This window comes from Roseburia sp. MSJ-14 (assembly GCF_018918225.1).
GTDB lineage: Bacteria > Bacillota > Clostridia > Lachnospirales > Lachnospiraceae > Petralouisia.
Genome location: NZ_JAHLQD010000008.1, coordinates 582,229 through 605,882, shown reverse-complemented (window position 1 = coordinate 605,882; position 23,654 = coordinate 582,229). Strand labels below are relative to the sequence as shown.

At 36.9% G+C, this 23,654-nt stretch carries 27 protein-coding genes; all 27 read left to right on the top strand.

The window, feature by feature from the left end; all coding sequences use genetic code 11:
• The 27 genes from topA to flhB all read left to right on the top strand — a co-directional run bounded on the left by topA (position 1) and on the right by flhB (position 23,644).
• Entirely contained in the window at positions 1 to 2,088 is a 2,088-nt protein-coding gene (gene topA / locus KQI83_RS05340; RefSeq protein ID WP_216555244.1) for a type I DNA topoisomerase, read from the top strand.
• 85 nt (positions 2,089 to 2,173) lie between these two features.
• Positions 2,174 to 2,962 (top strand): GTP-sensing pleiotropic transcriptional regulator CodY, encoded by a 789-nt coding sequence (gene codY, locus KQI83_RS05335; RefSeq protein ID WP_216555243.1) that lies wholly within the window; start codon positions 2,174 to 2,176, stop codon positions 2,960 to 2,962.
• Positions 2,963 to 3,387: 425 nt separating this feature from the next.
• Positions 3,388 to 3,777, top strand: coding sequence for a flagellar basal body rod protein FlgB (flgB, locus tag KQI83_RS05330; RefSeq protein WP_216555242.1), 390 nt, complete (start codon positions 3,388 to 3,390; stop codon positions 3,775 to 3,777).
• A 39-nt stretch (positions 3,778 to 3,816) separates the two neighbouring features.
• Positions 3,817 to 4,257, top strand: a complete 441-nt coding sequence (gene flgC, locus KQI83_RS05325) for a flagellar basal body rod protein FlgC (RefSeq protein WP_216555241.1) — start codon at positions 3,817 to 3,819, stop codon at positions 4,255 to 4,257.
• Positions 4,258 to 4,276: 19 nt separating this feature from the next.
• Positions 4,277 to 4,588 carry a flagellar hook-basal body complex protein FliE gene (locus KQI83_RS05320; RefSeq protein WP_216555240.1) on the top strand — a complete coding sequence of 104 codons (312 nt, stop codon included), beginning with the start codon at positions 4,277 to 4,279 and terminating at the stop codon, positions 4,586 to 4,588.
• A 30-nt stretch (positions 4,589 to 4,618) separates the two neighbouring features.
• Positions 4,619 to 6,223, top strand: coding sequence for a flagellar basal-body MS-ring/collar protein FliF (gene fliF / locus KQI83_RS05315; protein WP_216555238.1), 1,605 nt, complete (start codon positions 4,619 to 4,621; stop codon positions 6,221 to 6,223).
• Between the two features lie 3 nt (positions 6,224 to 6,226).
• A complete protein-coding gene (gene fliG, locus KQI83_RS05310) occupies positions 6,227 to 7,240 on the top strand; it encodes a flagellar motor switch protein FliG (protein ID WP_216555236.1) in 1,014 nt (337 codons plus the stop codon).
• Entirely contained in the window at positions 7,233 to 8,045 is an 813-nt protein-coding gene (locus KQI83_RS05305; RefSeq protein ID WP_253295493.1) for a FliH/SctL family protein, read from the top strand. The genes fliG and KQI83_RS05305 overlap by 8 nt, the downstream gene beginning before the upstream one ends.
• A 5-nt stretch (positions 8,046 to 8,050) precedes the next feature.
• Entirely contained in the window at positions 8,051 to 9,355 is a 1,305-nt protein-coding gene (fliI, locus tag KQI83_RS05300) for a flagellar protein export ATPase FliI (protein WP_216555235.1), read from the top strand.
• A gap of 29 nt (positions 9,356 to 9,384) precedes the next feature.
• On the top strand, positions 9,385 to 9,834 hold the full coding sequence (gene fliJ, locus KQI83_RS05295) for a flagellar export protein FliJ (protein ID WP_216555234.1): 450 nt from the start codon (positions 9,385 to 9,387) through the stop codon (positions 9,832 to 9,834).
• Positions 9,835 to 9,847: 13 nt separating this feature from the next.
• Complete coding sequence (locus tag KQI83_RS05290) at positions 9,848 to 10,687, top strand: MotE family protein (protein ID WP_253295492.1); 840 nt, start codon at positions 9,848 to 9,850, stop codon at positions 10,685 to 10,687.
• A 35-nt stretch (positions 10,688 to 10,722) separates the two neighbouring features.
• Positions 10,723 to 12,225: a flagellar hook-length control protein FliK gene (locus tag KQI83_RS17040; RefSeq protein WP_216555233.1), complete on the top strand. Its 1,503-nt coding sequence runs from the start codon at positions 10,723 to 10,725 to the stop codon at positions 12,223 to 12,225.
• Between the two features lie 13 nt (positions 12,226 to 12,238).
• Positions 12,239 to 12,964 (top strand): flagellar hook assembly protein FlgD, encoded by a 726-nt coding sequence (locus KQI83_RS05280; RefSeq protein ID WP_216555232.1) that lies wholly within the window; start codon positions 12,239 to 12,241, stop codon positions 12,962 to 12,964.
• 15 nt (positions 12,965 to 12,979) lie between these two features.
• Complete coding sequence (locus KQI83_RS05275; RefSeq protein WP_216555231.1) at positions 12,980 to 13,378, top strand: TIGR02530 family flagellar biosynthesis protein; 399 nt, start codon at positions 12,980 to 12,982, stop codon at positions 13,376 to 13,378.
• A gap of 75 nt (positions 13,379 to 13,453) precedes the next feature.
• Positions 13,454 to 15,052: a flagellar hook protein FlgE gene (locus KQI83_RS05270; RefSeq protein WP_216555230.1), complete on the top strand. Its 1,599-nt coding sequence runs from the start codon at positions 13,454 to 13,456 to the stop codon at positions 15,050 to 15,052.
• Positions 15,053 to 15,137: 85 nt separating this feature from the next.
• Positions 15,138 to 15,368, top strand: coding sequence for a flagellar FlbD family protein (locus KQI83_RS05265; protein WP_216555229.1), 231 nt, complete (start codon positions 15,138 to 15,140; stop codon positions 15,366 to 15,368).
• Between the two features lie 67 nt (positions 15,369 to 15,435).
• Entirely contained in the window at positions 15,436 to 16,233 is a 798-nt protein-coding gene (locus tag KQI83_RS05260) for a motility protein A (protein WP_216555429.1), read from the top strand.
• Positions 16,233 to 17,069: a flagellar motor protein MotB gene (locus tag KQI83_RS05255; RefSeq protein WP_216555228.1), complete on the top strand. Its 837-nt coding sequence runs from the start codon at positions 16,233 to 16,235 to the stop codon at positions 17,067 to 17,069. The genes KQI83_RS05260 and KQI83_RS05255 overlap by 1 nt, the downstream gene beginning before the upstream one ends.
• 16 nt (positions 17,070 to 17,085) lie before the next feature.
• Positions 17,086 to 17,598 (top strand): flagellar basal body-associated FliL family protein, encoded by a 513-nt coding sequence (locus KQI83_RS05250; RefSeq protein ID WP_216555226.1) that lies wholly within the window; start codon positions 17,086 to 17,088, stop codon positions 17,596 to 17,598.
• Between the two features lie 37 nt (positions 17,599 to 17,635).
• Positions 17,636 to 18,616, top strand: a complete 981-nt coding sequence (fliM, locus tag KQI83_RS05245; protein ID WP_216555225.1) for a flagellar motor switch protein FliM — start codon at positions 17,636 to 17,638, stop codon at positions 18,614 to 18,616.
• Between the two features lie 4 nt (positions 18,617 to 18,620).
• Positions 18,621 to 19,769: a flagellar motor switch phosphatase FliY gene (gene fliY / locus KQI83_RS05240; protein WP_216555224.1), complete on the top strand. Its 1,149-nt coding sequence runs from the start codon at positions 18,621 to 18,623 to the stop codon at positions 19,767 to 19,769.
• Positions 19,770 to 19,796: 27 nt separating this feature from the next.
• Positions 19,797 to 20,159: a response regulator gene (locus KQI83_RS05235; protein WP_216555223.1), complete on the top strand. Its 363-nt coding sequence runs from the start codon at positions 19,797 to 19,799 to the stop codon at positions 20,157 to 20,159.
• Position 20,160: 1 nt separating this feature from the next.
• Positions 20,161 to 20,538 (top strand): flagellar biosynthetic protein FliO, encoded by a 378-nt coding sequence (locus KQI83_RS05230; protein ID WP_216555222.1) that lies wholly within the window; start codon positions 20,161 to 20,163, stop codon positions 20,536 to 20,538.
• Between the two features lie 10 nt (positions 20,539 to 20,548).
• Positions 20,549 to 21,430: a flagellar type III secretion system pore protein FliP gene (fliP, locus tag KQI83_RS05225; protein WP_216555221.1), complete on the top strand. Its 882-nt coding sequence runs from the start codon at positions 20,549 to 20,551 to the stop codon at positions 21,428 to 21,430.
• Between the two features lie 16 nt (positions 21,431 to 21,446).
• On the top strand, positions 21,447 to 21,719 hold the full coding sequence (fliQ, locus tag KQI83_RS05220; protein WP_216555220.1) for a flagellar biosynthesis protein FliQ: 273 nt from the start codon (positions 21,447 to 21,449) through the stop codon (positions 21,717 to 21,719).
• 13 nt (positions 21,720 to 21,732) lie between these two features.
• Entirely contained in the window at positions 21,733 to 22,515 is a 783-nt protein-coding gene (gene fliR / locus KQI83_RS05215; protein WP_216555219.1) for a flagellar biosynthetic protein FliR, read from the top strand.
• 1 nt (position 22,516) lies between these two features.
• The gene (flhB, locus tag KQI83_RS05210) at positions 22,517 to 23,644 is read left to right on the top strand and encodes a flagellar biosynthesis protein FlhB (RefSeq protein WP_330622310.1); all 1,128 of its coding nucleotides are present in this window, start codon (positions 22,517 to 22,519) and stop codon (positions 23,642 to 23,644) included.
• The last annotated feature ends 10 nt before the right edge of the window (positions 23,645 to 23,654 follow it).

Below are 23,654 nucleotides of genomic sequence, written 5' to 3'. Positions count from 1 at the left end.
ATGGCGAAATATCTTGTAATTGTGGAGTCACCGGCAAAGGTGAAGACTATTAAAAAATTTTTAGGAAAAAACTATGAAGTAGCAGCGTCTAACGGGCATGTCCGCGACTTACCGAAAAGTCAGCTTGGAATTGATGTAGAGCACGATTATGAACCAAAATATATTACCATTCGAGGAAAAGGTGATATATTGGCAAAATTGCGTAAAGAAGTAAAAAAAGCTGATAAAATTTATCTGGCAACGGACCCCGACCGTGAAGGAGAAGCAATTTCATGGCATTTATCAAAGGCGTTGAAATTAGAAGAAAATAAAAATGTATATCGTATCAGCTTTAATGAAATTACCAAGAATGCGGTAAAGACATCTTTAAAACAGGCAAGAGATATTGATATGAATCTGGTAGATGCGCAACAAACAAGACGTATGTTAGACCGTATGGTGGGATATCGAATCAGTCCGGTATTATGGGCAAAAGTAAAACGTGGATTAAGTGCAGGTCGTGTACAGTCAGTGGCACTTCGAATCATTTGCGATAGAGAGGAAGAAATCAATGCATTTATCCCGGAAGAGTACTGGAGTTTGGACGCACAGTTCGCAATACCGGGAGAAAAAAAGCTGTTGGCAGCCAAGTTCTATGGCAATGAAAAAGGGAAAATGGACATAAGTTCAAGAGAAGAGCTGGACAAAATTGTAGAAAGCCTGAAAAAGGAAAAATATCAGGTGGTAGATGTGAAAAAATCAGAACGTGTGAAAAAAGCACCACTTCCATTTACTACCAGTACCTTACAGCAGGAAGCAGCAAAAGCATTAAATTTTTCAACTCAGAAAACAATGCGTTTAGCCCAGCAGTTGTACGAAGGAATTGATATCAAGGGACAGGGAACCGTAGGTTTGATTACTTACTTAAGAACAGATTCCGTGCGTATTTCAGAAGAGGCAGATGCAGCTGCAAGAGAGTACATTACCAATGCTTATGGTGAAAAGTATACTGCGAAAAACGAAGAAAATGCGAAAAAGTCCAATGCGAAGATTCAAGATGCCCATGAAGCAATCAGACCATCTGACATTACAAGAACACCGGTTATGGTAAAGGAATCATTAAGTCGAGACCAGTTCCGTTTATATCAGTTGATTTGGAAACGATTTGCAGCAAGCAGAATGAGCAGTGCCGTATATGAAACCACATCTATTAAAATCGGAGCAGGAGAGTATCGTTTTCATGTGTCCGCTTCTAAAATCGTATTTGAAGGATTTATGTCAGTATATACCAGTGATGAAGACGAAAAGGGCGAAAATAACCTGTTGTTGAAGTCGGTAGATACTGATACAAAGCTGGAATTAAAAGATTTAGAAGAAAAACAGCATTTTACACAGCCGCCGGCACATTTTACAGAGGCGTCTCTGGTAAAAACATTAGAAGAACTGGGAATCGGAAGACCAAGTACCTATGCACCGACCATTACCACATTGTTGGCAAGGCGTTATATTGTAAAAGAAAATAAAAATCTTTATATTACCGAGCTGGGTGAGGCAGTTAATAATATTATGGTAGAAGCATTTCCGGAAATTGTTGATGAGCGATTTACTGCTAATATGGAGTCGTTATTGGATAAAGTAGCAGAAGGTGCGATACCGTGGAAAACAGTTGTCAGCAATTTCTATCCTGATTTGGAACATGCAGTACAGGCAGCAGAAAAAGATTTAGAAAAAGTTAAAATAGAAGATGAAGTAACCGATGTTATCTGCGAATTATGTGGCAGAAATATGGTAGTAAAATATGGACCACACGGTAAGTTCTTGGCGTGTCCGGGATTTCCGGAGTGTAAAAATACCAAACCGTATTTAGAAAAAATCGGTGTAAGCTGTCCGAAATGCGGAAAAGAAGTAGTATTGAAGAAAACGAAAAAAGGAAGAAAATATTACGGTTGTGAAGCAAATCCGGAATGTGACTTTATGTCATGGCAGAAACCATCCAAAGAAAAGTGTCCGGAGTGTGGTGGCTACATGGTAGAAAAAGGAAATAAATTAGTGTGTGCAGATGCACAATGCGGATTTGTGAAAGAAAAAGAAAAAGAAAAACAGAAATAGTTAGAAAACTTATTGAATTTCCACGGAAAAGGTGGTAAAATACAAAAAAGTCTAAAGCTTTATAATGACAAATAGGAGGTGTATTATGAGCGTTCAGTTGTTGGACAAGACAAGAAAGATAAATAAACTGTTGCACAATAATAATTCCTCGAAAGTGGTATTTAATGATATTTGCGAAGTGCTAACAGAGATTTTGGATTCTAATATCTTAGTGATAAGTAAGAAAGGAAAAGTGTTAGGAACCAGTGTCTGTGACGGAACAGAGGAAATTACAGAGCTGATTGCAGATGAGGTAGGCGGCTTTATTGATCCGTTATTAAATGAACGTCTTCTTGGAATTTTATCTACAAAAGAAAATGTAAATTTAGAGACTTTGGGATTTGTATCCGAAGATGTAAAAAAATATCGTGCAATTATTACACCGATAGATATTGCGGGAGAACGACTTGGAACTCTTTTTGTATATCGTTTAGAAAAACAGTATGATATTGATGATATTATTTTAAGTGAGTATGGTACAACAGTAGTGGGATTGGAAATGATGCGTTCTGTGAATGAAGAGAGTGCAGAAGAGAGCCGAAAAGTACAGATTGTACGTTCCGCTATTAGTACACTTTCGTTTTCTGAATTGGAAGCAATCACCCATATTTTTGACGAGATGGATGGTAAGGAAGGAATATTGGTAGCAAGTAAAATTGCAGACCGTGTAGGTATTACCCGAAGCGTAATTGTAAATGCATTGCGTAAGTTTGAAAGCGCAGGCGTGATAGAATCACGTTCATCAGGTATGAAAGGTACTTATATAAAGGTATTGAATGACGTAGTATTTGATGAATTAGAAAAAGTAAAAAAGCAAAATATGAAACATAATTAGTGTTGACTGGAGATTTATGGCATAGCTGTGAATCTCCTTTTTTATGCAATAGGAAATTGCGTCCTATTGCATAAAAAACGTTCCCCTAAGAAAGTACACCGCGCAGAGAAGAAATTAGTCATAAATAACACCGCTGGGGTGCAAAAGAGTCTGACAAGAGGATTCTTTAGCCTTTGAAAGATACTCCATATCTCACTCCATAATACAATCCATACCATACTCCATATAAATATGTATGGAGCTCCATAGTAGATAAAAGAAAATGTATGGAGTATAATTTACTGCGACTTGTGTTTAAATCGACAAAATACTACAATATCATGTAAAAAAAAACAAAAAGAACGAAAAAAATACTTGCAAAATTGTATAGATAATTTATAATAAAAATAGGTTTATAGTACTAAAAGATGAAAGGAGTAAGAGGGATGTTTAGCAGTGATATTTACAACTATATTAATGTTATGGATAAAGCAGCAGATGCTACATGGTTAAGACAGACGGCTATTAGTAATAATATAAGCAATCAGAGTACACCGGGGTACAAAAGACAAGATGTGAATTTTGAAGGAACTCTTGAAAGAGAATTGAATAAGTCCAAATACACATCCTTGGATGACAAAGTTAAAAATTTACATATGAATCATTTAAATGTTGAGACCTATACAGATTCATCTAATTATTCTTATCGACTGGATGAAAACAATGTAGATCCGGATCAGGAATATGCAGAGTTGGCATCCACACAGATTCGCTATACAGCTTTGATTAACAGTATGTCTAGTGAATATGCCAGAATTAAAAGTGTAATTAAGTAGCAAATAAGTAAGATGATATGGTTTTAGGAGGAATTTAAAATGTCATTATTTCAATCTTTTAATATTAATGCATCAGGTATGACAGCACAACGTTTCCGAATGGATGTTATTTCAGAAAACGTTGCGAATGTAAATACCACGAGAACAGAAGATGGAACTCCATACAGAAGAAAAATTGTTACTTTCCAGGAAAAGGATGTAACTCCGTTCAGTAAAGTACTGAATAATACGAGAGAATCATATTTAGGAAATGGTGTAAAAGTATCCAGTGTAAGAGAAGATACAACATCTGATTACATAAAGAAATATGATCCGTCACATCCAGATGCGGATGAAGACGGATATGTGTCATATCCGAATGTAAATATTGTAACGGAAATGACAAATATGATAGATGCAAGCCGGTCTTATGAAGCAAATGTGACTGCGTTCCAGACAAGTAAGGCTATCGCATTAAAGGGACTCGAACTTGGAAAATAATTTTTAGGAGGCGTTTTAAATGGATATAGCATCATTAACAGGAATTGATTCCAGCTACATTAAGAATGCGGCAATTGAAAATCAAAACCTTAAGACAGAGGACACGAGCTTTAGCAGCGTGTTACAGTCGGCAAAGGACATGCTGAATGAAACGAGTAGCTTACAAAACCAGGCAGAAGAAGCAGAGATGCAGTTTATGTTAGGGTATGCAACGAATACTCATGATTTGCAGAATATTCAGGAAAAGGCAGATATTGCATTAAATTATACAATCGCAGTGCGTGATAGAATGTTGGAAGCATATAAGGAAATTATGAATATGCAGATATAAAATTATGCAACAAGTGAGTAGGAGAAGCAAATGGATAAAATAAAAGAAATTCCAAAGAAAGTATTGGAATGGTGGAACAAATTTTCAGTAAAACAAAAAACATTGATTGCCAGTATAGCAGTATTTGTTATTATCGGATTAGTTATTGTGGGAAAAGTTGTTACAACACCTACGATGGTTACAATCAGAGAATGTGAAAACACAAAAGAAGCAGGACAAGTAAAAGATTTACTGTCCAATGAAGGAATTAGCTACGAAACATCAGATGATGGATTGATATTCAAAGTCAGCTCAAAAGATCAGGCAGATGCGGCAATTTTACTTGGTGAAAACGGAATTCCTGCAACAACATACGAATTGAGTAATGTGTTCGATGGTGGTTTTAGTACGACGGAAGCGGATAAGTCTAAAAAGTATCAGCTTTATCTGGAAGAGCAGATTGCAGAACAATTGGAGGCACAGGATGCGGTTAAAACGGCAAAAGTAAAATTAAATATGCCGGTAGATGATGGGACGATTTTGGCAAATGAACAAGATACATATGCTGCAGTTACTTTGACTTTAACAGATAAAAATGCAATTGATGAGGAAACAGCAGCCGGACTTGCAAAATGGATTGCAACAGCAATCGGAGATGATGACACTAACAATGTTTCGATTATGGATACAGCAGGAAATACATTGTTTATGGGAGCTGATTCCAGTAGTACATTGGGAACGGCTACTTCTCAACTTTCTTATCAGAGTAAAGCAGAAAATATGCTGAAGTCCAAAGTAAAAGAAGTTGTACTTGGAACAAGTGTATATGATAATGTGTCAGTAGCACCAAATTTGGTTATGAGTTTCAATCAGACCAACACAACGGATCATCAGTACTATACAGAAGATGGCGAGGAACACGGACCGATTGATTCTGAAAGTAATTATGAAAATGAGACAACTGGTGGCTCCGGTGGAGTGCCTGGAACCGATTCAAATGATGGTACAACATACATGATTCAAGATAACAATGTAGAATCATCAACTACCACAGATCAGACCAGACAGTATAAAACAAGTGAGAAAATCACAGATACCAAAGGAGCAATTGGAAATATTGATTATGATGCTTCTTCTTTGACATTAGTAGCAACACAGTATCATGTTTATGACGAGGATGCCCTGAAAGCAAGTGGTGAACTGGATAACATGACATTTGATGAATTTGTGGCTCAGAATCGTGACAAGAAGAAACTGGATGTGGATCAGGACTTTATTGAAATGGTATCTCGAGCAACAGGCTTTTCGGAAGATAATATTAAAATTGTAGCATATGAAGTACCGTTCTTTAATTATTCAGATAATAGCGGAAAAGGTATCATGGATTACCTTCCGGTAATTATTGCGGCACTAATTATGCTGATGCTTGGGTTTGTAGTATTTAGAAGTACAAGAAAAGAAAAACTGGAAGAAGTAGAACCGGAACTTTCTGTAGAATCATTACTTTCTTCTACAAAGGAAGCACAGGATACACTGGAAGATATTGGATTTGCAGAAAAGTCTGAAACGCGTATTTTAATAGAAAAATTTGTGGATGAAAATCCGGAAGCAGCAGCTTCATTACTTAGAAACTGGTTAAACGAGGAGTGGGAATAAGCAATGGCAGGTAAATCAGAAGAATTTAACGGAGTTCAGAAAGCGGCAATATTGCTGATTACATTAGGACCAGAAAAGTCAGCCTCTATTTTTAAGCATCTGAAGGAAGAAGAAATTGAAGAGTTGACACTGGAAATTGCCAATACCAGAAGTGTGGCTCCTCAGACAAAAGAAGATATTTTAAATGAGTTTTATCAAGTATGCTTGGCGCAACAGTATATTGCAGAAGGTGGTATTGGTTATGCGAAGGAATTACTGGAAAAAGCGTTGGGAGAAGAAAAAGCTCAAAACGTCATTTCAAAACTGACAGCATCTTTACAGGTACGACCTTTCGAGTTTGTTCGAAAAACAGAACCAAGTCAATTGTTGAACTTTATTCAGGATGAACATCCACAGACGATTGCAATGATTTTGTCTTACCTTTCTGCCGGACAAGCGGCAATGATTATTGGTGCGTTACCACCGGAAAAACAGGCGGACGTAGCAAAACGTATCGCATTGATGGATCGTACATCACCGGATGTTATCAAGGAAGTGGAAAGAGTGTTGGAAAGAAAACTTTCTTCTTTAGTAAATCAGGATTACACCATTGTGGGCGGTGTAGATGCTATTGTAGGTATTTTGAATACAGTAGATAGAGCAACTGAGAAACACATTATGGAATCTCTGGAAATTGAAGAACCTGAATTGGCAGATGAAATCCGTAAGAAGATGTTTGTATTTGAAGATATTCTTCTTTTGGATGACAGAGCAATCCAGCGTGTACTTCGCGATGTGGATAACAATGATTTAGGAGTTGCATTAAAGGCGGCAAATGAAGAAGTACAAAATGTTATCTTTAAAAACATGTCGAAACGTTTGGCGGCTATGATTAAAGAAGATATGGAATTCATGGGTCCTGTACGAATGAAAGACGTGGAAGAAGCGCAGCAGAAGATAGTTGGTATTATCCGTAAACTGGAAGATTCAGCAGAAATTGTAATCTCCAGAGGTGGAGGTGACGAAATCGTTGTCTAATTTGTACAAGCAAAGATATGTGGTGACTGACGAGAAAAATGCAAGAATTATTAATTCTAATGCGCTGATAGAGGAAAAACTAGAAGAATTAGCGAAGCAGCAAGAATTCCAACCGTTGCCAGAAAATGATGGATTTGTGGCAGGATTGAACATGGAAGCGGTTGAAGTAGTCCCGAAGGAAGAAGTATCTTCTACAGAAGAAACGACAGAACAAAAAACGGTTCAAGTAGAAGAAATTCTCAAACAAGCCAATGAACAGGCGGAAGAAATTTTAAATACCGCTAAGAGCCAGGCAGAAGAAATTCGCAATCAAGCACAGGAAGAAGGACATCAACAAGGACTTTCGGAAGGACGACAACAGGCACAGGAAGAGTTAAGCGAACTTCGCCACCAAATAGAAAATGAAAAACAAGAAATGCAGGCAGATTATCAACGCCAGTTAGAGGGATTAGAACCAAAATTGGTAGATGTAATTGCAGATGTGTTTGAACAAGTATTTCATGTGCAATTTGATGACAAGAAAGATATTTTAATTTATCTTATACAAAAGACTATTCTGGGGATTGAAGATGCAAAAGAATTTCGAATAAAAGTTGGAGAAGAAGATGCTGACTTTTTAGAGAAACATATAGATGAAATTCGAGAAAAAGTAGGTTCTTCGGTAAAAGTAGAACTTATGACAGATGCCAATATGAAAGATGGACAATGTATCATTGAAACAGATGCAGGCATTTTTGATTGTGGAAGAGATGTACAACTTGAAAATCTGATTAAGGCGTTACGAAGCTTAAGTTTGCGAGGATAGATAGCGTGGAATATAATATCGAGAAATATCATCAGTTAACAGAAAATAAGTTTTACAAAAATTTGGGAAAAGTTGTAAAGATTGTAGGTCTTACAATAGAGTCGGTAGGACCAAGCGCAAAATTAAACGACTTATGTCGCATTATCATTGATTCACAAAAAGATATTTCTGTAATGGCAGAGGTGGTTGGATTTCGTGATAAGCGTTTACTCCTTATGCCGTATGATAATGTGGAAGGTCTGGGAGTAGGATGTATCGTTGAAAATACGGGACATCCTTTAACTATTCCGGTAGGAGAGGAATTGTTAGGACATACACTTGATGGTATGGGAAGACCGACAGATGTTGATGAATTACTTACCAGAAGCGAATATCCGGTAGAAGCTGCCCCGCCGGACCCGATGGCACGAAAGATTATTGATGAAGCGCTTCCACTGGGAGTAAAGGCAGTAGATGGACTTATTACGGTAGGAAAAGGGCAGAGAATAGGAATTTTTGCTGGTTCTGGTGTAGGTAAGAGTACGTTGCTTGGTATGTTTGCTCGTAATACGAAAGCGGATATCAATGTAATTGCATTGATTGGAGAACGCGGAAGAGAAGTTCGAGAATTTATCGAAAGAGATATGGGCGAAGAAGGAATGAAACGTTCCGTTGTAATTGTTGCTACATCGGATAGACCGGCATTGATTCGTAACAAAGCTGCAAAAACAGCTACTGCCATAGCGGAATATTTCAGAGACCAAGGAAAAGATGTTCTTTTAATGATGGACTCTTTAACACGTTTTTCTATGGCACAAAGAGAGATTGGGTTGGCTTCCGGGGAACCACCGGTAACCAGAGGATATCCACCAAGTGTATATTCAGAAATGCCTAAACTTTTGGAAAGAGCCGGTACTTCGGACAAAGGTTCCATTACCGGATTATATACAGTATTAGTAGACGGAGATGATTTTAACGAACCAATCACGGATACAGCAAGAAGTATTTTGGACGGTCATATTATGTTAGATAGAAAGTTGGCACATAAAAATCATTATCCGGCAATTGATGTATTACAAAGTATTTCTCGTGTTATGAGTTCTATTGTAGATTCAGAACATAAAGAAGCAGCAGGAAAATTGAAAAATGTACTGGCTACCTATCAGGAAGCGGAAGACTTAATCAATATTGGTGCTTATAAAAAAGGCTCAAATAGCAACATTGATTATGCTATTGAAAAAATAGATAGTGTAAATGAGTTTTTATTACAGCGAACACATGAAAAATTCTCCTTTGAAGAAATTTTGGAGCAATTAGAAGCCTTGTTTTAAAATGGGAAAAATGATAAGGAAAGTGACATATGGCAAAGTTTATATATAGAATGCAAAATATTCTTGATGTTAAATATAAGCTGGAAACTCAGGCAAAGACCTCTTTTTCTATCGCAGCAGCCAACTTAAATAAAGAAGAAGAAAAGCTGGCGGAATTAAACTTGCGAAAACTGAGTTATGAAGAGGAAGCACGAGAGCTGGTAAAGGATAGACTTAATTTTCAGGCAATCAAGGTGAATCGTGCAGCAATCGAAAATATGAAGGGGGCCATACGAAGCCAGACACTTGCAGTACATATTGCACAAAGAAATTTGGAAAGTGCAAGAAAACATTTACAGGAAGTAATGATAGAAAGAAAAACCCATGAAAAGTTAAAAGAAAAGGCTTTTGATGAATTTAAAAAAGAAATAGAAAAAGAAGAAAGCAAGGCAGTGGATGAACTGGTAAGTTTTACCCATAATCATGCCGAAAATAAATAGGGTGGTGAGCAACATGGCAGCAGAAGATGTAATGGAACAGGAAGAAGATAACGTAGAAGTAGATAAAAAAGAAGGAAAAAAAGCCGCTAAAGCAAGAAAAAAAGAGGAAAAGAAGGCAAAAAAGAAAGAAAAAGAGGACGGCGAAGAAGAAAGTGGCGGAAGTCGGATAGCAGTTGTTATTGCTACAATCGCTTTCATTGTTGTATGGCTTGGAATTCTGGCACTTGTAATCAAGGCTGATATTGGAGGATTTGGTTCTACGGTACTGCAACCGATTTTAAAAGACGTTCCATATATCAATAAAATTCTTCCGGATACAGCAAAAGAAGAAACAGTGGATGCACAATATCCTTATACAACATTGGATGAAGCAATCGCAAGAATTAAAGAACTGGAAGTTCAATTAGCAGATGCACAATCACAGACTAATGCAAGCTCTGATAATGTGGCAGATTTAGAAGCAGAAGTGGCAAGACTGAAAACTTATGAAGAACAGCAAGCGGCTTTTGAAGAAGAAAAAACAAAGTTTTATCAAGAAGTTGTTTTTGGAGACAAAGCGCCAGACATTAGTGAGTATAAAGCTTATTACGAAAGTATTGATCCGGCAAATGCGGAAAGTTTGTATAAACAGGTAGTAGAGCAGGAACAGGCAGACAGCCAGATTCAGGAGTATGCAGATACTTATGCTCAAATGAAACCAAAACAGGCAGCAGCTATTATGGAACAGATGACAGATAATCTGGAGTTAGTAGCAAAAATTTTACAAAATATGAAAACTGCCGATAGAAGTGCTATTCTGGGAGCCATGGATTCGGAGATAGCAGCCCGAATCACAAAAATCATGGAACCTTAAGAATAAATAAAATAAAGAAGAAAGGAGGAAAAGAAGTGACAGATACGAAAGTTGCACAATTATCAGCAATGTTGCAGGGATTGCAAGGGATGTCCTCTACAAACGGGACTTCAAAAACAACAGAAGCTGCATTTGGAACAATGTTAGCACAAACTGCCAGCAAAGGCTATGAACAGCAATATGCATGGACAAGTCAGATTGGCAATAATACGGTTTCTACTGGAAGTAATCAGGTTGTTTATGAAAAAGAAACAGCACAAAATAACTTCAAGGGTACCAGCTTTGTAAAACAAAGTAATTCCAATATTGTAAGTAAATTGCCAAAAGATGCCAACAAACAGATAGACACAATCACCAATGAAATAAAAGATGTGTTGAAAGACAAGTTGGATGTATCGGAAGAAGAGCTGGTACAGGCAATGGAGCAGTTGGGAATCAATATGCTGGATTTGACAGACCCGACCAAATTAACACAGTTGGTTATGGAATTGACCGGAAGTCAGGATGGAAGTGAATTGCTATTAAATCCGGATTTTCAAGCATTAACCAATCAGGTGCAAGAATTGTTTCAACAGTTAGAGGAAAGACTGAATTTGACCCCGGAAGAGATGCAGCAATTGTCTGAGCAGTTGGAAACCTTACAAGAAAATATATCTGTAGAAAATCCAGAACAGTCACAGACAGAGCAAATACCAGAGGACAATCAGCTACAGCCGGAAGTAAAAGTGCAGGATAATGTTGCCTTAACAGAAACAGAGGGAACAGAAGCGCAAAGTACTGTAAAGACAGAAGCGAAAAATGGGTCTGACGTTGTAAATGAAGTGAATGATACAACAGAGCAAACAGATACAGAGGCAATAGTAAAGCAAGCCACTGAGACAACAGACAATCAAACAAATGACAGTACTGGTCAGGAAAAAGAAGAAACAGGTGCTTCTAAAACTGAGGGGGCAGAAGTAAAATCCCAGACAGAAACAAAAAGTCAGCAGCAGACACAGGTAAGTTACCAGACAACTACACAGACGGTAAACAATGGACAGACAGTAGAAGTAGTTCAGACTGTAACACAGACACAGGTGGATGTGGAAAACATTTTACGTCAGATTAGTCAAATGACAAAAATCAGTGTAACTCAGGCGCAATCATCCATTGAAATGCAGTTGAATCCTGAAAATCTAGGTAAAGTTTATTTACAGGTTGTATCAAAAGAAGGAGCAATTACTGCACAGATAGCTGCACAGAATGAAGCAGTAAAACAGGTGTTGGAAAGCCAGATAGCTGTGCTGAAAGAAAATATGAATCAGCAGGGAATGAAGGTGGAAGCAATTGAAGTTACCATTGCAAGTCATGAGTTTGAACAGAATCTGGAAGGAAAACAGGAACACGCATCTAGCCAGCAACAAGAAGCACAGAAAACATCCAGAAGAAGTATCAATTTAAATCAGTTGGATGAATTAGAAGGGCTTATGTCCGAAGAAGAATCATTAGTAGCAAAAATTATGCAGGATAACGGTAACAGTGTAGATTTGACTGCATAGGAAAGGAGAAAATATGGCAATTATACAGGCAGTACAGGATGGTAAAGTTGTGGATACATCAGCTTCCAGTCAGTCTTTATCCAATGTAACAAAATCCGATAACAGTTCCTTAGATAAAGAAGCATTTTTACAGTTATTGGTAGCGCAGATGAAGTATCAGGATCCATTGGAACCTACCTCAAACACAGAGTATATTTCACAGTTGGCAACTTTCTCATCATTAGAAGAAATGCAAAACTTAAATTCTACCATGGAAACATCACAGGCAACGAATTTAGTAGGAAAAACAGTTATTATGAAAGTAACCAGTGCAAGCGGTGAAACTACTTATGTGACTGGTCCGGTAGATTATATTGTAAGAGAAAATGGAAACACATATCTGTCTATAAATAACGGATTGTATTCTTTGGATGACTTAGATACAGTTGTAGATGCAGATTATTTGGATGCAACTAACGCAGCAACAGCATTCCAGTATATGATAGCAAAATTACCAAATGTAAATCGATTATCATTGTCAGACAAAGACAAAGTGGAAGCAGCTCGAAACTACTATGACAGTTTAACAGATTACCAGAAACAATACATTCAGAATAATCTGGATAAGGCATATCTGGAAAAATTAGAAGCTTTGGAGGCAGAATTGAAAAAAATGCTTGCTGATTCCAACAGCGGAAGTGGTGACAATACAGAGGGCGATGCTTCTGGAGATACAACAGGAGATACTACCCAAGCATAGAATGGAGAGATTGCTATGAATAAAATTTCAAATCAGTTCTCTTCCATAGAACAGGTGACAGACCGGTATCTGAAAAAGGACAATAGAAGTTCCGTTAATAATTATTCGGATTTGTCTTTTGGAGAAATATTAAAACAGAAGCAGGCTGTTAATGAAAGTTCTACATTGAAATTTTCCAAACATGCATCACAGCGTTTACAAAGTAGAAATATTGAATTATCCAATGAGCAAAAAGAACGCTTAGAGACAGGTGCGGAAAAGGCAGAAGCGAAGGGAATGAGAGAATCCCTTGTGATTGTAGATTCGTATTCCTTTATTGTAAATGTGCCAAGTAAAACAGTGGTAACAGCAATGGAACAAAGCGAATCAGAAGAAAACATTTACACAAATATTGATGGTGCTGTAATTATATAGCCGGACCGTAAGGAAGCTAAGGTCTTTGAATGACAGATAAGACCATACAGCACAAGTATAGGAGGTCATTTCACTATGATGAGATCATTGTATTCTGGTGTATCAGGATTAAAAACACACCAGACAAAAATGGATGTAATTGGTAACAATATTGCAAACGTAAATACCGTTGCCTTCAAATCATCCTCAACAACATTCAGCGAGATTATGTATCAGACAATTTCAAGCGCATCAGGTGCAACCCAGACAAAGGGTGGTATCAATGCAAAACAGATTGGTCTTGGTGTTACTACAGGATCTACATCTGTAAACATTACTTCTCCGGGAGCAACTCAGACTACAGGAGATGCATTTGATTTAAAGATAACAGGCGATAGTTTCTTTATTGTAAATAATGGTACAGAAAATCTTTTCACAAAGGCTGGAGCATTTTATATTGACGGAGCTGGAAACCTTGCGACAAAGGCAAACGGTTATAATGTAATGGGATGGCAAGTAGATCCGGCAACCGGAACAATTAAAAAAGATACTGTATCTGCACTTAGAATTATGCAGGAGAAGAACTTAACATCTTCCCCGGAAGCTACAACAGAAGCAACTTGTGGTGGTATTTTGGATGCTAATAATACCAATGTTACCAGTGCAGATGGTTATACCATGAACTTGAATTTTTATGATGCATTAGGATATAGCTATACAGCTAAGTTTGCAGTAAAAACAGTAAATGCAGATACAAAAACATATACAGTAGAACTTTCCGATATCTTGGATTCTACAAACCATTCCATCTTAACAGATTATTTAAATAATGGTGGAACAATGACAGATTTATTCGGTAACCCTACTACTACAACACATACATATAACTTAGCAGCAGGATTTACTTATAATGGTACTACATTTTCAGATGCCAATGGTGACGCGTTAACATACGATGGAGTAAACCATAAGTATACTACAGCAACAGGTACAGAATATACTGTTGCAAGTATGTTTGGATTAAGTGATGCAGAAGCACAGAACTTTGATCCGGCAAATGTTACAGCATCTGGTGCAAACAGTGCAACTTATAGCTATGATACAACAGCTTATACCTATGAGCTTGACTTTGATGAGAATACTGGACTTTTCAATTACATTGGAGCAGCAGGTGGGGAAAGCGTACTCTTAAAGATGGCAGCATTAGGTGGCAATTTCAAAAATATCAATGTAGACTTTACAACTGTAAAGAACATGGATAATGCAGGAAAGTGTACCATGGATATTGATACCGGTAATGTTAATGACAGTACCCAGGGAAAAGGTAAAAAGTTAGGTGCTTTAACCGGATTACAGGTGGCTGAAAACGGAGAAATTTACGGAAGCTATGACAATGGTAATACCGTACTGTTAGGACAGATTGCAGTTGCTGTATTCTCTAACCCATCCGGTCTGGAAAAAGTAGGAGATAACTGTTATCAGAAGACATTGAACTCTGGAGAGTTTGATGGAATCGGACAGGATATCACAGCAGATGGTGGTAAGATGAACAGTGGGGTTTTGGAAATGTCAAATGTAGACCTTTCTACTGAGTTTACTGAAATGATTACAACACAGAGAGGTTTCCAGGCAAACTCCAGAATCATTACAACATCCGATACATTATTGGAAGAATTAATTAACTTGAAACGTTAAAATTAAAATTCTATGCTACATTTTGGGGAATTATATGACACTATTCCCCAAAATGTGCTATAATTTATGTTAAGAGGTGGGCTCTATGATAGAAGTAACAAAGTTAAACGGTAGTAAAGTGCTAATAAACGCAGAATTAATCGAATCAGTAGAGGAAACACCAGATACAGTCATTTCTTTTGTCACAGGAAAGAAGATAATTGTAAAAGAAAGTAGACAAGAGATTAAAAATTTAGTAATATTATATAAGAGAGATTTTATGACGACTGGACCTGGATGGTTAGAAACAAACCAGAATAAGGAACAGTTAGAATGAGGAGTCAAGGAGCGGATTTCTCATTAACAAAAATATATTTCATGGATGAAGAGGGCAGGTGGCTAAGTTGGATATAGCGTCTTTAGTTGGTTTTATCATGGGTGTCGGAATGTTTGTTTTCGGTGTTGCCAGTGGTGATGATGGATTCAGTGCGTTGGGAAACTTTTGGGATCCCGCATCCGTACTAATTACAATTGGTGGCTCATTAGCAGGTGTATTGGCATCACACACACTTGAGGATTTTTTGAAAGGAATCAAAAGTTTTACAATGATTTTCAAAAGTCCAAAAGCGAATGTTGAAGAAGTGATTAAGAATATAATTGATTTATCAAATATAGCAAGAAAAGAAGGTCTCCTTGCGTTGGAAGAAGCAGCAAACGGTATAGAAGATGAATTCTTAAAAAAAGGTGTTATGCTTGTTGTGGATGGTACTGATCCGGAGTTGGTTAGGGGCATTTTGGAGACGGATTTGAATTGTATCGAATCACGGCATAAGTCAGTAATTGGATTCTGGCAAAAATGGGCTGAGTTAGGTCCTGCCTGGGGTATGATTGGTACGTTGATTGGTTTGATTAATATGTTACAGAAGTTATCAGACCCATCTACCATTGGACCGAATATGGCGGTTGCGTTGGTTACTACATTATACGGCTCTTTGCTTGCAAACTGGTTATGTGGTCCGGTTGCAAATAAATTAACAGTAAATAACAATGTAGAAATTATGATTAAAGAAGTAACGGTAGAGGGACTTTTATCAATTCAGGCAGGTGAAAATCCGCGTGTTATTGAAGAAAAACTGAAGTCATTCCTTTCACCGAAAATGAGAGAAAGCATGTCTGATGAACAGGCCGGAGGTGAAGCATAGTGGCTAGAAGAAAAAAGGAAGAGCCACAAGGCGGTGGTGCCAGCTGGCTGAATACTTTTGCCGATTTGATGAACTTGTTATTGTGCTTTTTCGTACTGCTTTTCTCTATGTCTACGGTAGATGCGGAGAAGTTTGAAATGTTAGTTGCATCATTGCAAAATAGTTTTAGTATTTTCCCTTCTGGTGGAGCCTCTATTGGAGATGGTATGATGGTATCTTCTGGGGTAAGCCAATTGGAATTCTTGGATACATATTATAATGAGGGTGCTAATTCCTCTTCACAAGAAGAAGGGCAAGAAAGTAATCAGGATCAGGAAGAACAACAACAGACAGAAAATGATTTGAAAGCAGAGTATGAAGAAGCATCATTGAAAGAGTCTGAACAGATGGCTGAGTCTATCGAACAACAGTTAGCACAGCTTCAAATTGGTGACCAGGTAGAAGTGGATTCCAATGCACAATATGTAATGCTGACATTAAATGGAGCGTTGCTGTTTGATTCTGCAAAGGCAGAAATTCGTGAAGATGCAATACCGTTAGTAGATAAATTGTCAACCATATTACAAAGTTATAATAGTAATAGCATTTATGTCGAAGGGCATACAGATAATGTGCCAATACATAATAGTAAGTATGAGAGCAATGATATTCTTTCGTCTTATAGAGCACAGTCTGTAAAAGATTATATATTGTCCAAGACAACCTTGGATCCTTCAAAGATTCGGGCAACTGGATGTGGTGAATATAATCCGATTGCAGATAATTCTACACCGGAAGGAAGAGCAAGAAACCGACGGGTAGAAATTAAAATATATAATTCCTATAATTCTAATTAGAAAGGAAACAAACAGTATGAAAAAGAATTTAATGAGTGTTTTAATCCTGGCATTGGTACTTGCAAATCTTATTTTAACAGCAATTCTTATGATTTCTGTAGTACCGCAGTCAAAAAAAGCAAATGAGCTAATTACAAAAGTGTGCTCAGCAATTGATTTGGAATTAGAGAGTGGAAAAGAAGAAGGAGCTATTGATGTTCCTATGAGTCAGATTGAGGAAGTAAAACTTTCTGATGGAGAAAAAATGACAATCAACTTGAAAAACACAGATGGAAAAGATCATTATGTAATGATGTCAGTTTCTCTTGCGTTAGATACTAAGAACAAGGATTATACAGATGCAACTGTAATTTCTGATAAAGAAGGCATTATTAAGGATGAAATTAACAAAATTGTATCAGGTCATACCATTGATGATATGAGAAATGATACAAAAGGAATCCAAAATGAAATTTTAAAGAGCCTTCGCAAGATGTATGATTCTGATTTTATTGTTAGCGTAGTATTCTCGGATATAAATTATCAATAGAGAAGAAAAAAAGTGTAATGTCAGGTGGTGAAAGAAAATGGGCGAGGTCTTATCGCAAAATGAAATAGACAGTCTTCTGAATGCGCTCAGCACTGGTGAACTGGACGTAGATGAGATGAAGGACACCGGGGAAAAACAAGTAAAGAATTATGATTTTGCAAGACCTGCGAAGTTTTCCAAAGAACATCTTAGAACCATGGAGATTATTTTTGAACATTATGGAAGATTGTTATCTACCAATCTTCCGGTGTATTTGAGAAAAAATATCCAGGTAGAGGTGATGAATTCTGAAGCAGTTACTTACTCGGAATTTTCAAATGCCTTATCCAATCCGGTGCTTCTTGGAATAGTAAACTTTGCACCGATGCCGGGAAATATTATTGTGGAGCTGGCATCAAATTTAGGATATGCAATGGTTGACCGCATGTTAGGTGGTACGGGAGTACCATTGGAGAGAACAAGAGATTTTTCAGAAATCGAGTTATTGATTATTGAAAGAATCATGAATGTGTGTATCAATTTGTTACGAGAACCATGGGAAAATGTAGTAGATATTCATCCACGATTGGAACGAATAGAAACAAATTCACAGTTCGCACAAATTATTTCTCCAAGTGAGATGATAGCAATTATTACTATTAATTTAAAAATTGGAGAAGTTGAAGGATTAATGAATGTATGTCTTCCATATATGACTTTGGAAGATATTATGGACAAATTAAATACAAAGTATTGGTACTCTACAATGCAGGAGCGCGATGAAAAAGAATATACAACGGCAATCGAAGCCATGATAGCGAAAGCACCAATGCCGGTAAAGGCTGTATTGGGAAATAGTAGTATTTCAGTCAATGATTTCATTAATCTACAAGTAGGAGATATTATCAGGCTTGATACGAAGGTAGATCAAGAATTAGATGTATATGTTGGTAATATCAAAAAATTTACTGCTCTGCCCGGAGCTTCGGGAGAACAATACGCAGTAAGAGTTACATCAGTAATCAGAGAGGAGCAGTGAGAAGATGGACGGTGTTTTGTCACAAGAAGAAATTGAAGCGCTGTTGAAGAATGATGCTAGTGAAGATGCTGTAAAGACAGTAGAGGATAATGAAGGAAGATTGACAACAGAAGAAATGGATGCTATTGGAGAAATTTCTAATATTAGCATGGGTACTGCTGCTACAACATTATTTTCATTAGTAAATCGTAAGGTTGATATCTCGACACCGGTTGTCACATTTGCACGGTGGGAAGATATTGTAGATTCCTATGAAAAACCTTGTGTGTTTATACGAATTGCATATACTACAGGGTTGGATGGAAGCAACCTCTTAGTTTTAAAAGAGGGAGATGTTAAGGTAATTACCGATTTGATGATGGGAGGCGATGGCACTAATACTGATGGAGAGTTAGGCGAGTTGCACTTGAGCGCGATTAGTGAGGCGATGAATCAGATGATGGGTTCAGCGGCCACATCATTGTCATCAATGTTGAATAAGTTGATTGACATTAGCCCGCCATCAGCGGATTTGATTGATTTAAAAGATTCTGTGGATGAAGCAGATATAGCAGAGTTTTTAACAGGAGAATTCGTTAAAATTTCCTTTAAAATGGAAATTGGAGATTTGGTAAACAGTGAAATAATGCAGTTGTTCCCATTTTCTTTTGCAAAAGAAATGTGCGCGGGAGTTGCGAAAACAATGGAGGAAGATGCGTCTTCTACTGAAACAGCTTCGCAAGCTGCAAGAGGAGCGGTGCCGCAACCGGCTCCACAGATGCAGCCACAAGTACAAGCACAACCGATGATGGGACAATCAATAATGGGAGCGCCTATGGATAACAATATGACACAACAGATGTATACACAGCAACCGGTAAATGTACAGCCGGCACAATTCCAGACATTTACTGGAGGTGTTAATCCAGTTACTCAACAAGAAAATATAGGATTGATTATGGATGTACCGTTGGAAGTAACTGTAGAATTAGGAAGAACAAGCAAATCCATTCAAGATATTTTGGAATTTGCACCAGGAACAATCATTGAATTGAACAAGATTGCTGGGGAACCTATTGATGTGCTAGTAAACGGAAAATATATTGCCAAAGGAGAAGTAGTGGTAATTGAAGAAAGTTTTGGTATCCGTATTACAGAGATAATAAACAACTAAGAAAAAAGAAGTTAAGGAGAAAAACAGATGGCAAAGAGTATCTTAATTTGTGATGATGCAGCATTTATGCGAATGATGATTAAGGACATTTTAACTAAAAATGGTTATGAAATTGCTGGAGAAGCAGAAAATGGAGTAAAGGCAGTAGAAAAGTACAATGAAACAAAACCAGATCTTGTACTTATGGATATTACTATGCCGGAAAAAGATGGAATTCAAGCTTTGAAAGATATTAAAGTATCAGATCCATCCGCAGCAGTTATTATGTGTTCTGCAATGGGACAGCAGGCTATGGTTATTGAAGCAATTCAGTCCGGAGCAAAAGACTTTATTGTAAAACCATTCCAGGCAGAACGTGTTTTAGAAGCAGTGAAAAAAGTAGTTGGCTAATATGATTTTAATGGAGATATCTTCTGGTTGGGATAGTTTTTTTCAACTAATCGGTGTATTACTTATCTTCCTGTTTGTACTGGCAATCACATATTTTACAACGAAGTGGATTGCCGGTTACCAGAAAGGAACAATGTCGAATAAGAACATTAAGGTTATTGAAAGCTTTCGAGTGAACAATAATAAGTTTATTCAGATTATTCAAGTGGGAGAAAAGTATTTGGCAATTTCCATTTGTAAGGATAGCATTAATGTTTTAACAGAGTTGACAAAAGAGCAATTGACATGGCTTCCAACAGAAGATGAAACAACAGCTGCGAAAGCTCCGAATTTTCAGGAGATTTTGGAAAAACTAAAGGGAAAATTCCCTAGGAAGTAGGCAAAGAGTGATGAATAGAGGAAAAAAAATATATTGTGGCTTTTCCTTTGCCTTTGGAACGATTACCTTGATTTTAGCATTGGTTCTGTGTCTTGGACGCAGTGTACATGCTACGGGAGCTAATCAGGATTTGACGGATCAGACAACAAGTCAAGTTGGACAGTTGGATGACAGTACACAAAAACATGCCCAAGAAGCAACTACAGATAATACAAATGGGCTGCATGTAACTTGGAATAATGAAAATGGGGATGTTTCAGGAAATATTAAAATTTTATTAGTACTTACTGTAATATCACTTGCACCATCAATTCTCATTATGATGACCTCATTTACAAGGATTATCATCGTGTTACACTTTGTGAGAAATGCAATTGGTACACAGACAGCCCCACCAAACCAAGTATTGATTGGATTGGCATTATTTCTGACATTATTCATTATGAATCCTGTTTTTACAGAGATTAATGAAAATGCAATTAAACCATTTGATGCTGGCGAAATTACACAAGAGCAGGCGTTGGAAGAAGGCGCAAAGCCGTTAAGAAAGTTTATGTATAAAGAAACACAGCAAAAGGATTTGAATTTATTTTGCGATATCGCAGGAATCGATGATATTGATACAAGCGATGAAGCGCAGGTAGATCAACTTTCTATGACAATTATTATTCCGAGTTTTATTTTAAGCGAACTGCGAACAGCATTTATTATGGGATTTTTGATATATGTCCCGTTCATTGTGATTGACATGGTAGTAGCATCAGTGCTTATGTCTATGGGTATGATGATGTTACCGCCTACAACAATTTCCCTACCGTTTAAAGTGTTGCTATTTGTTTTAGCAGATGGTTGGGATTTGGTAATAGGCAGTCTGGTAAAGACATTTTATTAAGTAGAGGTGAACAGATATGATTACAGAAGGACAGGTTCTGGATATAGCAAAAGAGGCGTTGTATCTTATTATTAAAACGTCAGCACCTCTGCTTTTAATTTCTTTGATTGTAGGTTTAATTGTTAGTATCTTTCAGACAGTTACATCTATACAGGAACAAACATTAACATTCGTGCCAAAGATTATAGCAGTGTTCTTAGGAATGATGCTTGTAGGTGGATGGATGTTAGAAAATATAACAGGCTTTATGACAGAATTATGGAATAGCTTCAGCCTGTATTTGCGATAGGTTGACGACAGTTATGGTAAACTATGGATTTTCAATATATACATTTGAATATTTTCTGATGATATTGGTAAGGGTTGCATCATTCGTATTTATTGCACCGTTTTTTGGAATGAATAACACCCCGAACCGCATAAAAATCGGATTGTCGGTATTTACATCTTTGATTATATATCAATTGATTATGCCGAAAAATCCACTGGAATATTCCGGAGTAATAGAGTTCGCCATCATCGTCTTGAAGGAAGGAATTACAGGATTGCTCATTGGGTTTGCAGCAAATATTTGTAATTCCATTGTTTTATTATCAGGTAAAATGATTGATATGGAGATTGGACTTGCTATGGTAGATGTTTTTGATCCATCTTCTAATCAACAAGTATCAATCACAGCACAGTTATATAACTACTTGATTTTATTATTGTTAATAGTAACCAATATGCATTATTACATTTTGCGAGCATTGGTAGATTCATATCAGGTAATACCTGTAAACGGAACCGTTTTTCAATGGAATCACTTACTGGGGTCAATGACAGATTATATGACACATTTAATGGTTATTGGATTCCGAATCGTGTTACCGGTATTTGCAACAAGTATGATATTAAATTGTATTTTGGGAGTTATGGCAAAAGTTGCACCACAGATGAATATGTTTGCGGTGGGGATACAATTAAAGCTTTTGGTGGGACTTACTATTATGTTTGTTACGGTTGGGTTATTACCTAATATTTCAAACTTTATATTTACAGAAATGAAAAAAATGATAGTTTCAATAATTGAAGGAATGTATTAGCGTGGAAGAAAAAACATATTTTTTTTTGGAATATAATCTTCAGTGGTTTGCAAAAGACGGTGAAGGTGGGGAAAAGACCGAACCGGCAACTGCAAAAAAATTACAAGATGCCAGAAAAGAAGGACAGGTAGCAAAAAGTAAGGAATTAAGTGCTGCTGTCGAATTGATAGCATTATTTTTAGTGTTAAAAATTTTTGTTTCTTACATTGGTGAAAATCTTATCAGTGTATTCCCGGTCATTTATCATAAAATGCCGGATATTATAAATAATAGTGCAGGTGGGTTATCCGTCTTCACGGTCACAACCGTAGTAAATAATGTAATGTTGGTTATTTTGAAAATTTTAGCACCGGTATTTGCCATAGGTGTAACGTGTTGTGTTTTGATTAACATTTTGCAGGTAGGGTGGAAAGTAACAGGAAAGCCCATGCAACCTAAGTTTAGTAAAATAAATCCTATGAGTGGATTTAAAAGAATTTTTTCCAAAGAATCCCTTTTTGAATTGGTAAAATCAATTGCTAAAATTGCTTTGATTGCTTATGTGGCATATACATCAGTAAAAGACCATCAGAACGATTTATTTTTGCTATATGATATACCTTTAATGCAGGTTATTATTTTAATTGGAAGCATCGTAATAGATGCAGGATTAAAAATTTCAATCGTCTATTTGGTGGTTGGTATTGTGGATTGGCTATATCAAAAACATAAGTTTAAAGAAGACATGAAGATGACCAAGCAGGAAGTAAAGGATGAATACAAGAATACAGAAGGAAATCCGGAAATAAAAGGTCGTCAACGCTCTAAGATGCGTGAAGCTTCTCAAAGACGTATGATGCAAAATCTTCCGACAGCTGATGTCGTTATTACAAACCCGACACACTTGTCAGTGGCAATTAAATATGATGCAGATAAAAATTCAGCCCCCATTGTAATTGCAAAAGGAGAAGATTTCCTTGCAATGAAGATTCGAGAAATTGCAAGAGAAAATAATATTGAAATTGTAGAAAATAAGCCTTTGGCGAGAATGTTATATGCGAATGTAGATATAGGAGCAGAAGTTCCACCAGAGTTATATCAAGCGGTAGCAGAAGTGTTAGCTTTTGTATACAGTTTGAAGAATAAATGATTAATAAAGA

Bases quoted from the DNA above. Each gene is read 5' to 3' on its own strand.
- fliQ (WP_216555220.1), top strand. From the start codon at position 21,447: ATGATTACAGAAGGACAGGTTCTGGATATAGCAAAAGAGGCGTTGTAT.
- KQI83_RS05270 (WP_216555230.1), top strand. From the start codon at position 13,454: ATGATGAGATCATTGTATTCTGGTGTATCAGGATTAAAAACACACCAG.
- KQI83_RS05320 (WP_216555240.1), top strand. From the start codon at position 4,277: ATGGATATAGCATCATTAACAGGAATTGATTCCAGCTACATTAAGAAT.
- topA (WP_216555244.1), top strand. From the start codon at position 1: ATGGCGAAATATCTTGTAATTGTGGAGTCACCGGCAAAGGTGAAGACT.
- KQI83_RS05275 (WP_216555231.1), top strand. From the start codon at position 12,980: ATGAATAAAATTTCAAATCAGTTCTCTTCCATAGAACAGGTGACAGAC.
- KQI83_RS05250 (WP_216555226.1), top strand. From the start codon at position 17,086: ATGAAAAAGAATTTAATGAGTGTTTTAATCCTGGCATTGGTACTTGCA.
- KQI83_RS05230 (WP_216555222.1), top strand. From the start codon at position 20,161: ATGATTTTAATGGAGATATCTTCTGGTTGGGATAGTTTTTTTCAACTA.
- codY (WP_216555243.1), top strand. From the start codon at position 2,174: ATGAGCGTTCAGTTGTTGGACAAGACAAGAAAGATAAATAAACTGTTG.
- flgB (WP_216555242.1), top strand. From the start codon at position 3,388: ATGTTTAGCAGTGATATTTACAACTATATTAATGTTATGGATAAAGCA.
- KQI83_RS05290 (WP_253295492.1), top strand. From the start codon at position 9,848: ATGGCAGCAGAAGATGTAATGGAACAGGAAGAAGATAACGTAGAAGTA.
- KQI83_RS05235 (WP_216555223.1), top strand. From the start codon at position 19,797: ATGGCAAAGAGTATCTTAATTTGTGATGATGCAGCATTTATGCGAATG.
- fliP (WP_216555221.1), top strand. From the start codon at position 20,549: ATGAATAGAGGAAAAAAAATATATTGTGGCTTTTCCTTTGCCTTTGGA.
- flgC (WP_216555241.1), top strand. From the start codon at position 3,817: ATGTCATTATTTCAATCTTTTAATATTAATGCATCAGGTATGACAGCA.
- fliG (WP_216555236.1), top strand. From the start codon at position 6,227: ATGGCAGGTAAATCAGAAGAATTTAACGGAGTTCAGAAAGCGGCAATA.
- fliF (WP_216555238.1), top strand. From the start codon at position 4,619: ATGGATAAAATAAAAGAAATTCCAAAGAAAGTATTGGAATGGTGGAAC.
- KQI83_RS05280 (WP_216555232.1), top strand. From the start codon at position 12,239: ATGGCAATTATACAGGCAGTACAGGATGGTAAAGTTGTGGATACATCA.
- fliR (WP_216555219.1), top strand. From the start codon at position 21,733: ATGGTAAACTATGGATTTTCAATATATACATTTGAATATTTTCTGATG.
- KQI83_RS05265 (WP_216555229.1), top strand. From the start codon at position 15,138: ATGATAGAAGTAACAAAGTTAAACGGTAGTAAAGTGCTAATAAACGCA.
- fliM (WP_216555225.1), top strand. From the start codon at position 17,636: ATGGGCGAGGTCTTATCGCAAAATGAAATAGACAGTCTTCTGAATGCG.
- fliY (WP_216555224.1), top strand. From the start codon at position 18,621: ATGGACGGTGTTTTGTCACAAGAAGAAATTGAAGCGCTGTTGAAGAAT.
- fliJ (WP_216555234.1), top strand. From the start codon at position 9,385: ATGGCAAAGTTTATATATAGAATGCAAAATATTCTTGATGTTAAATAT.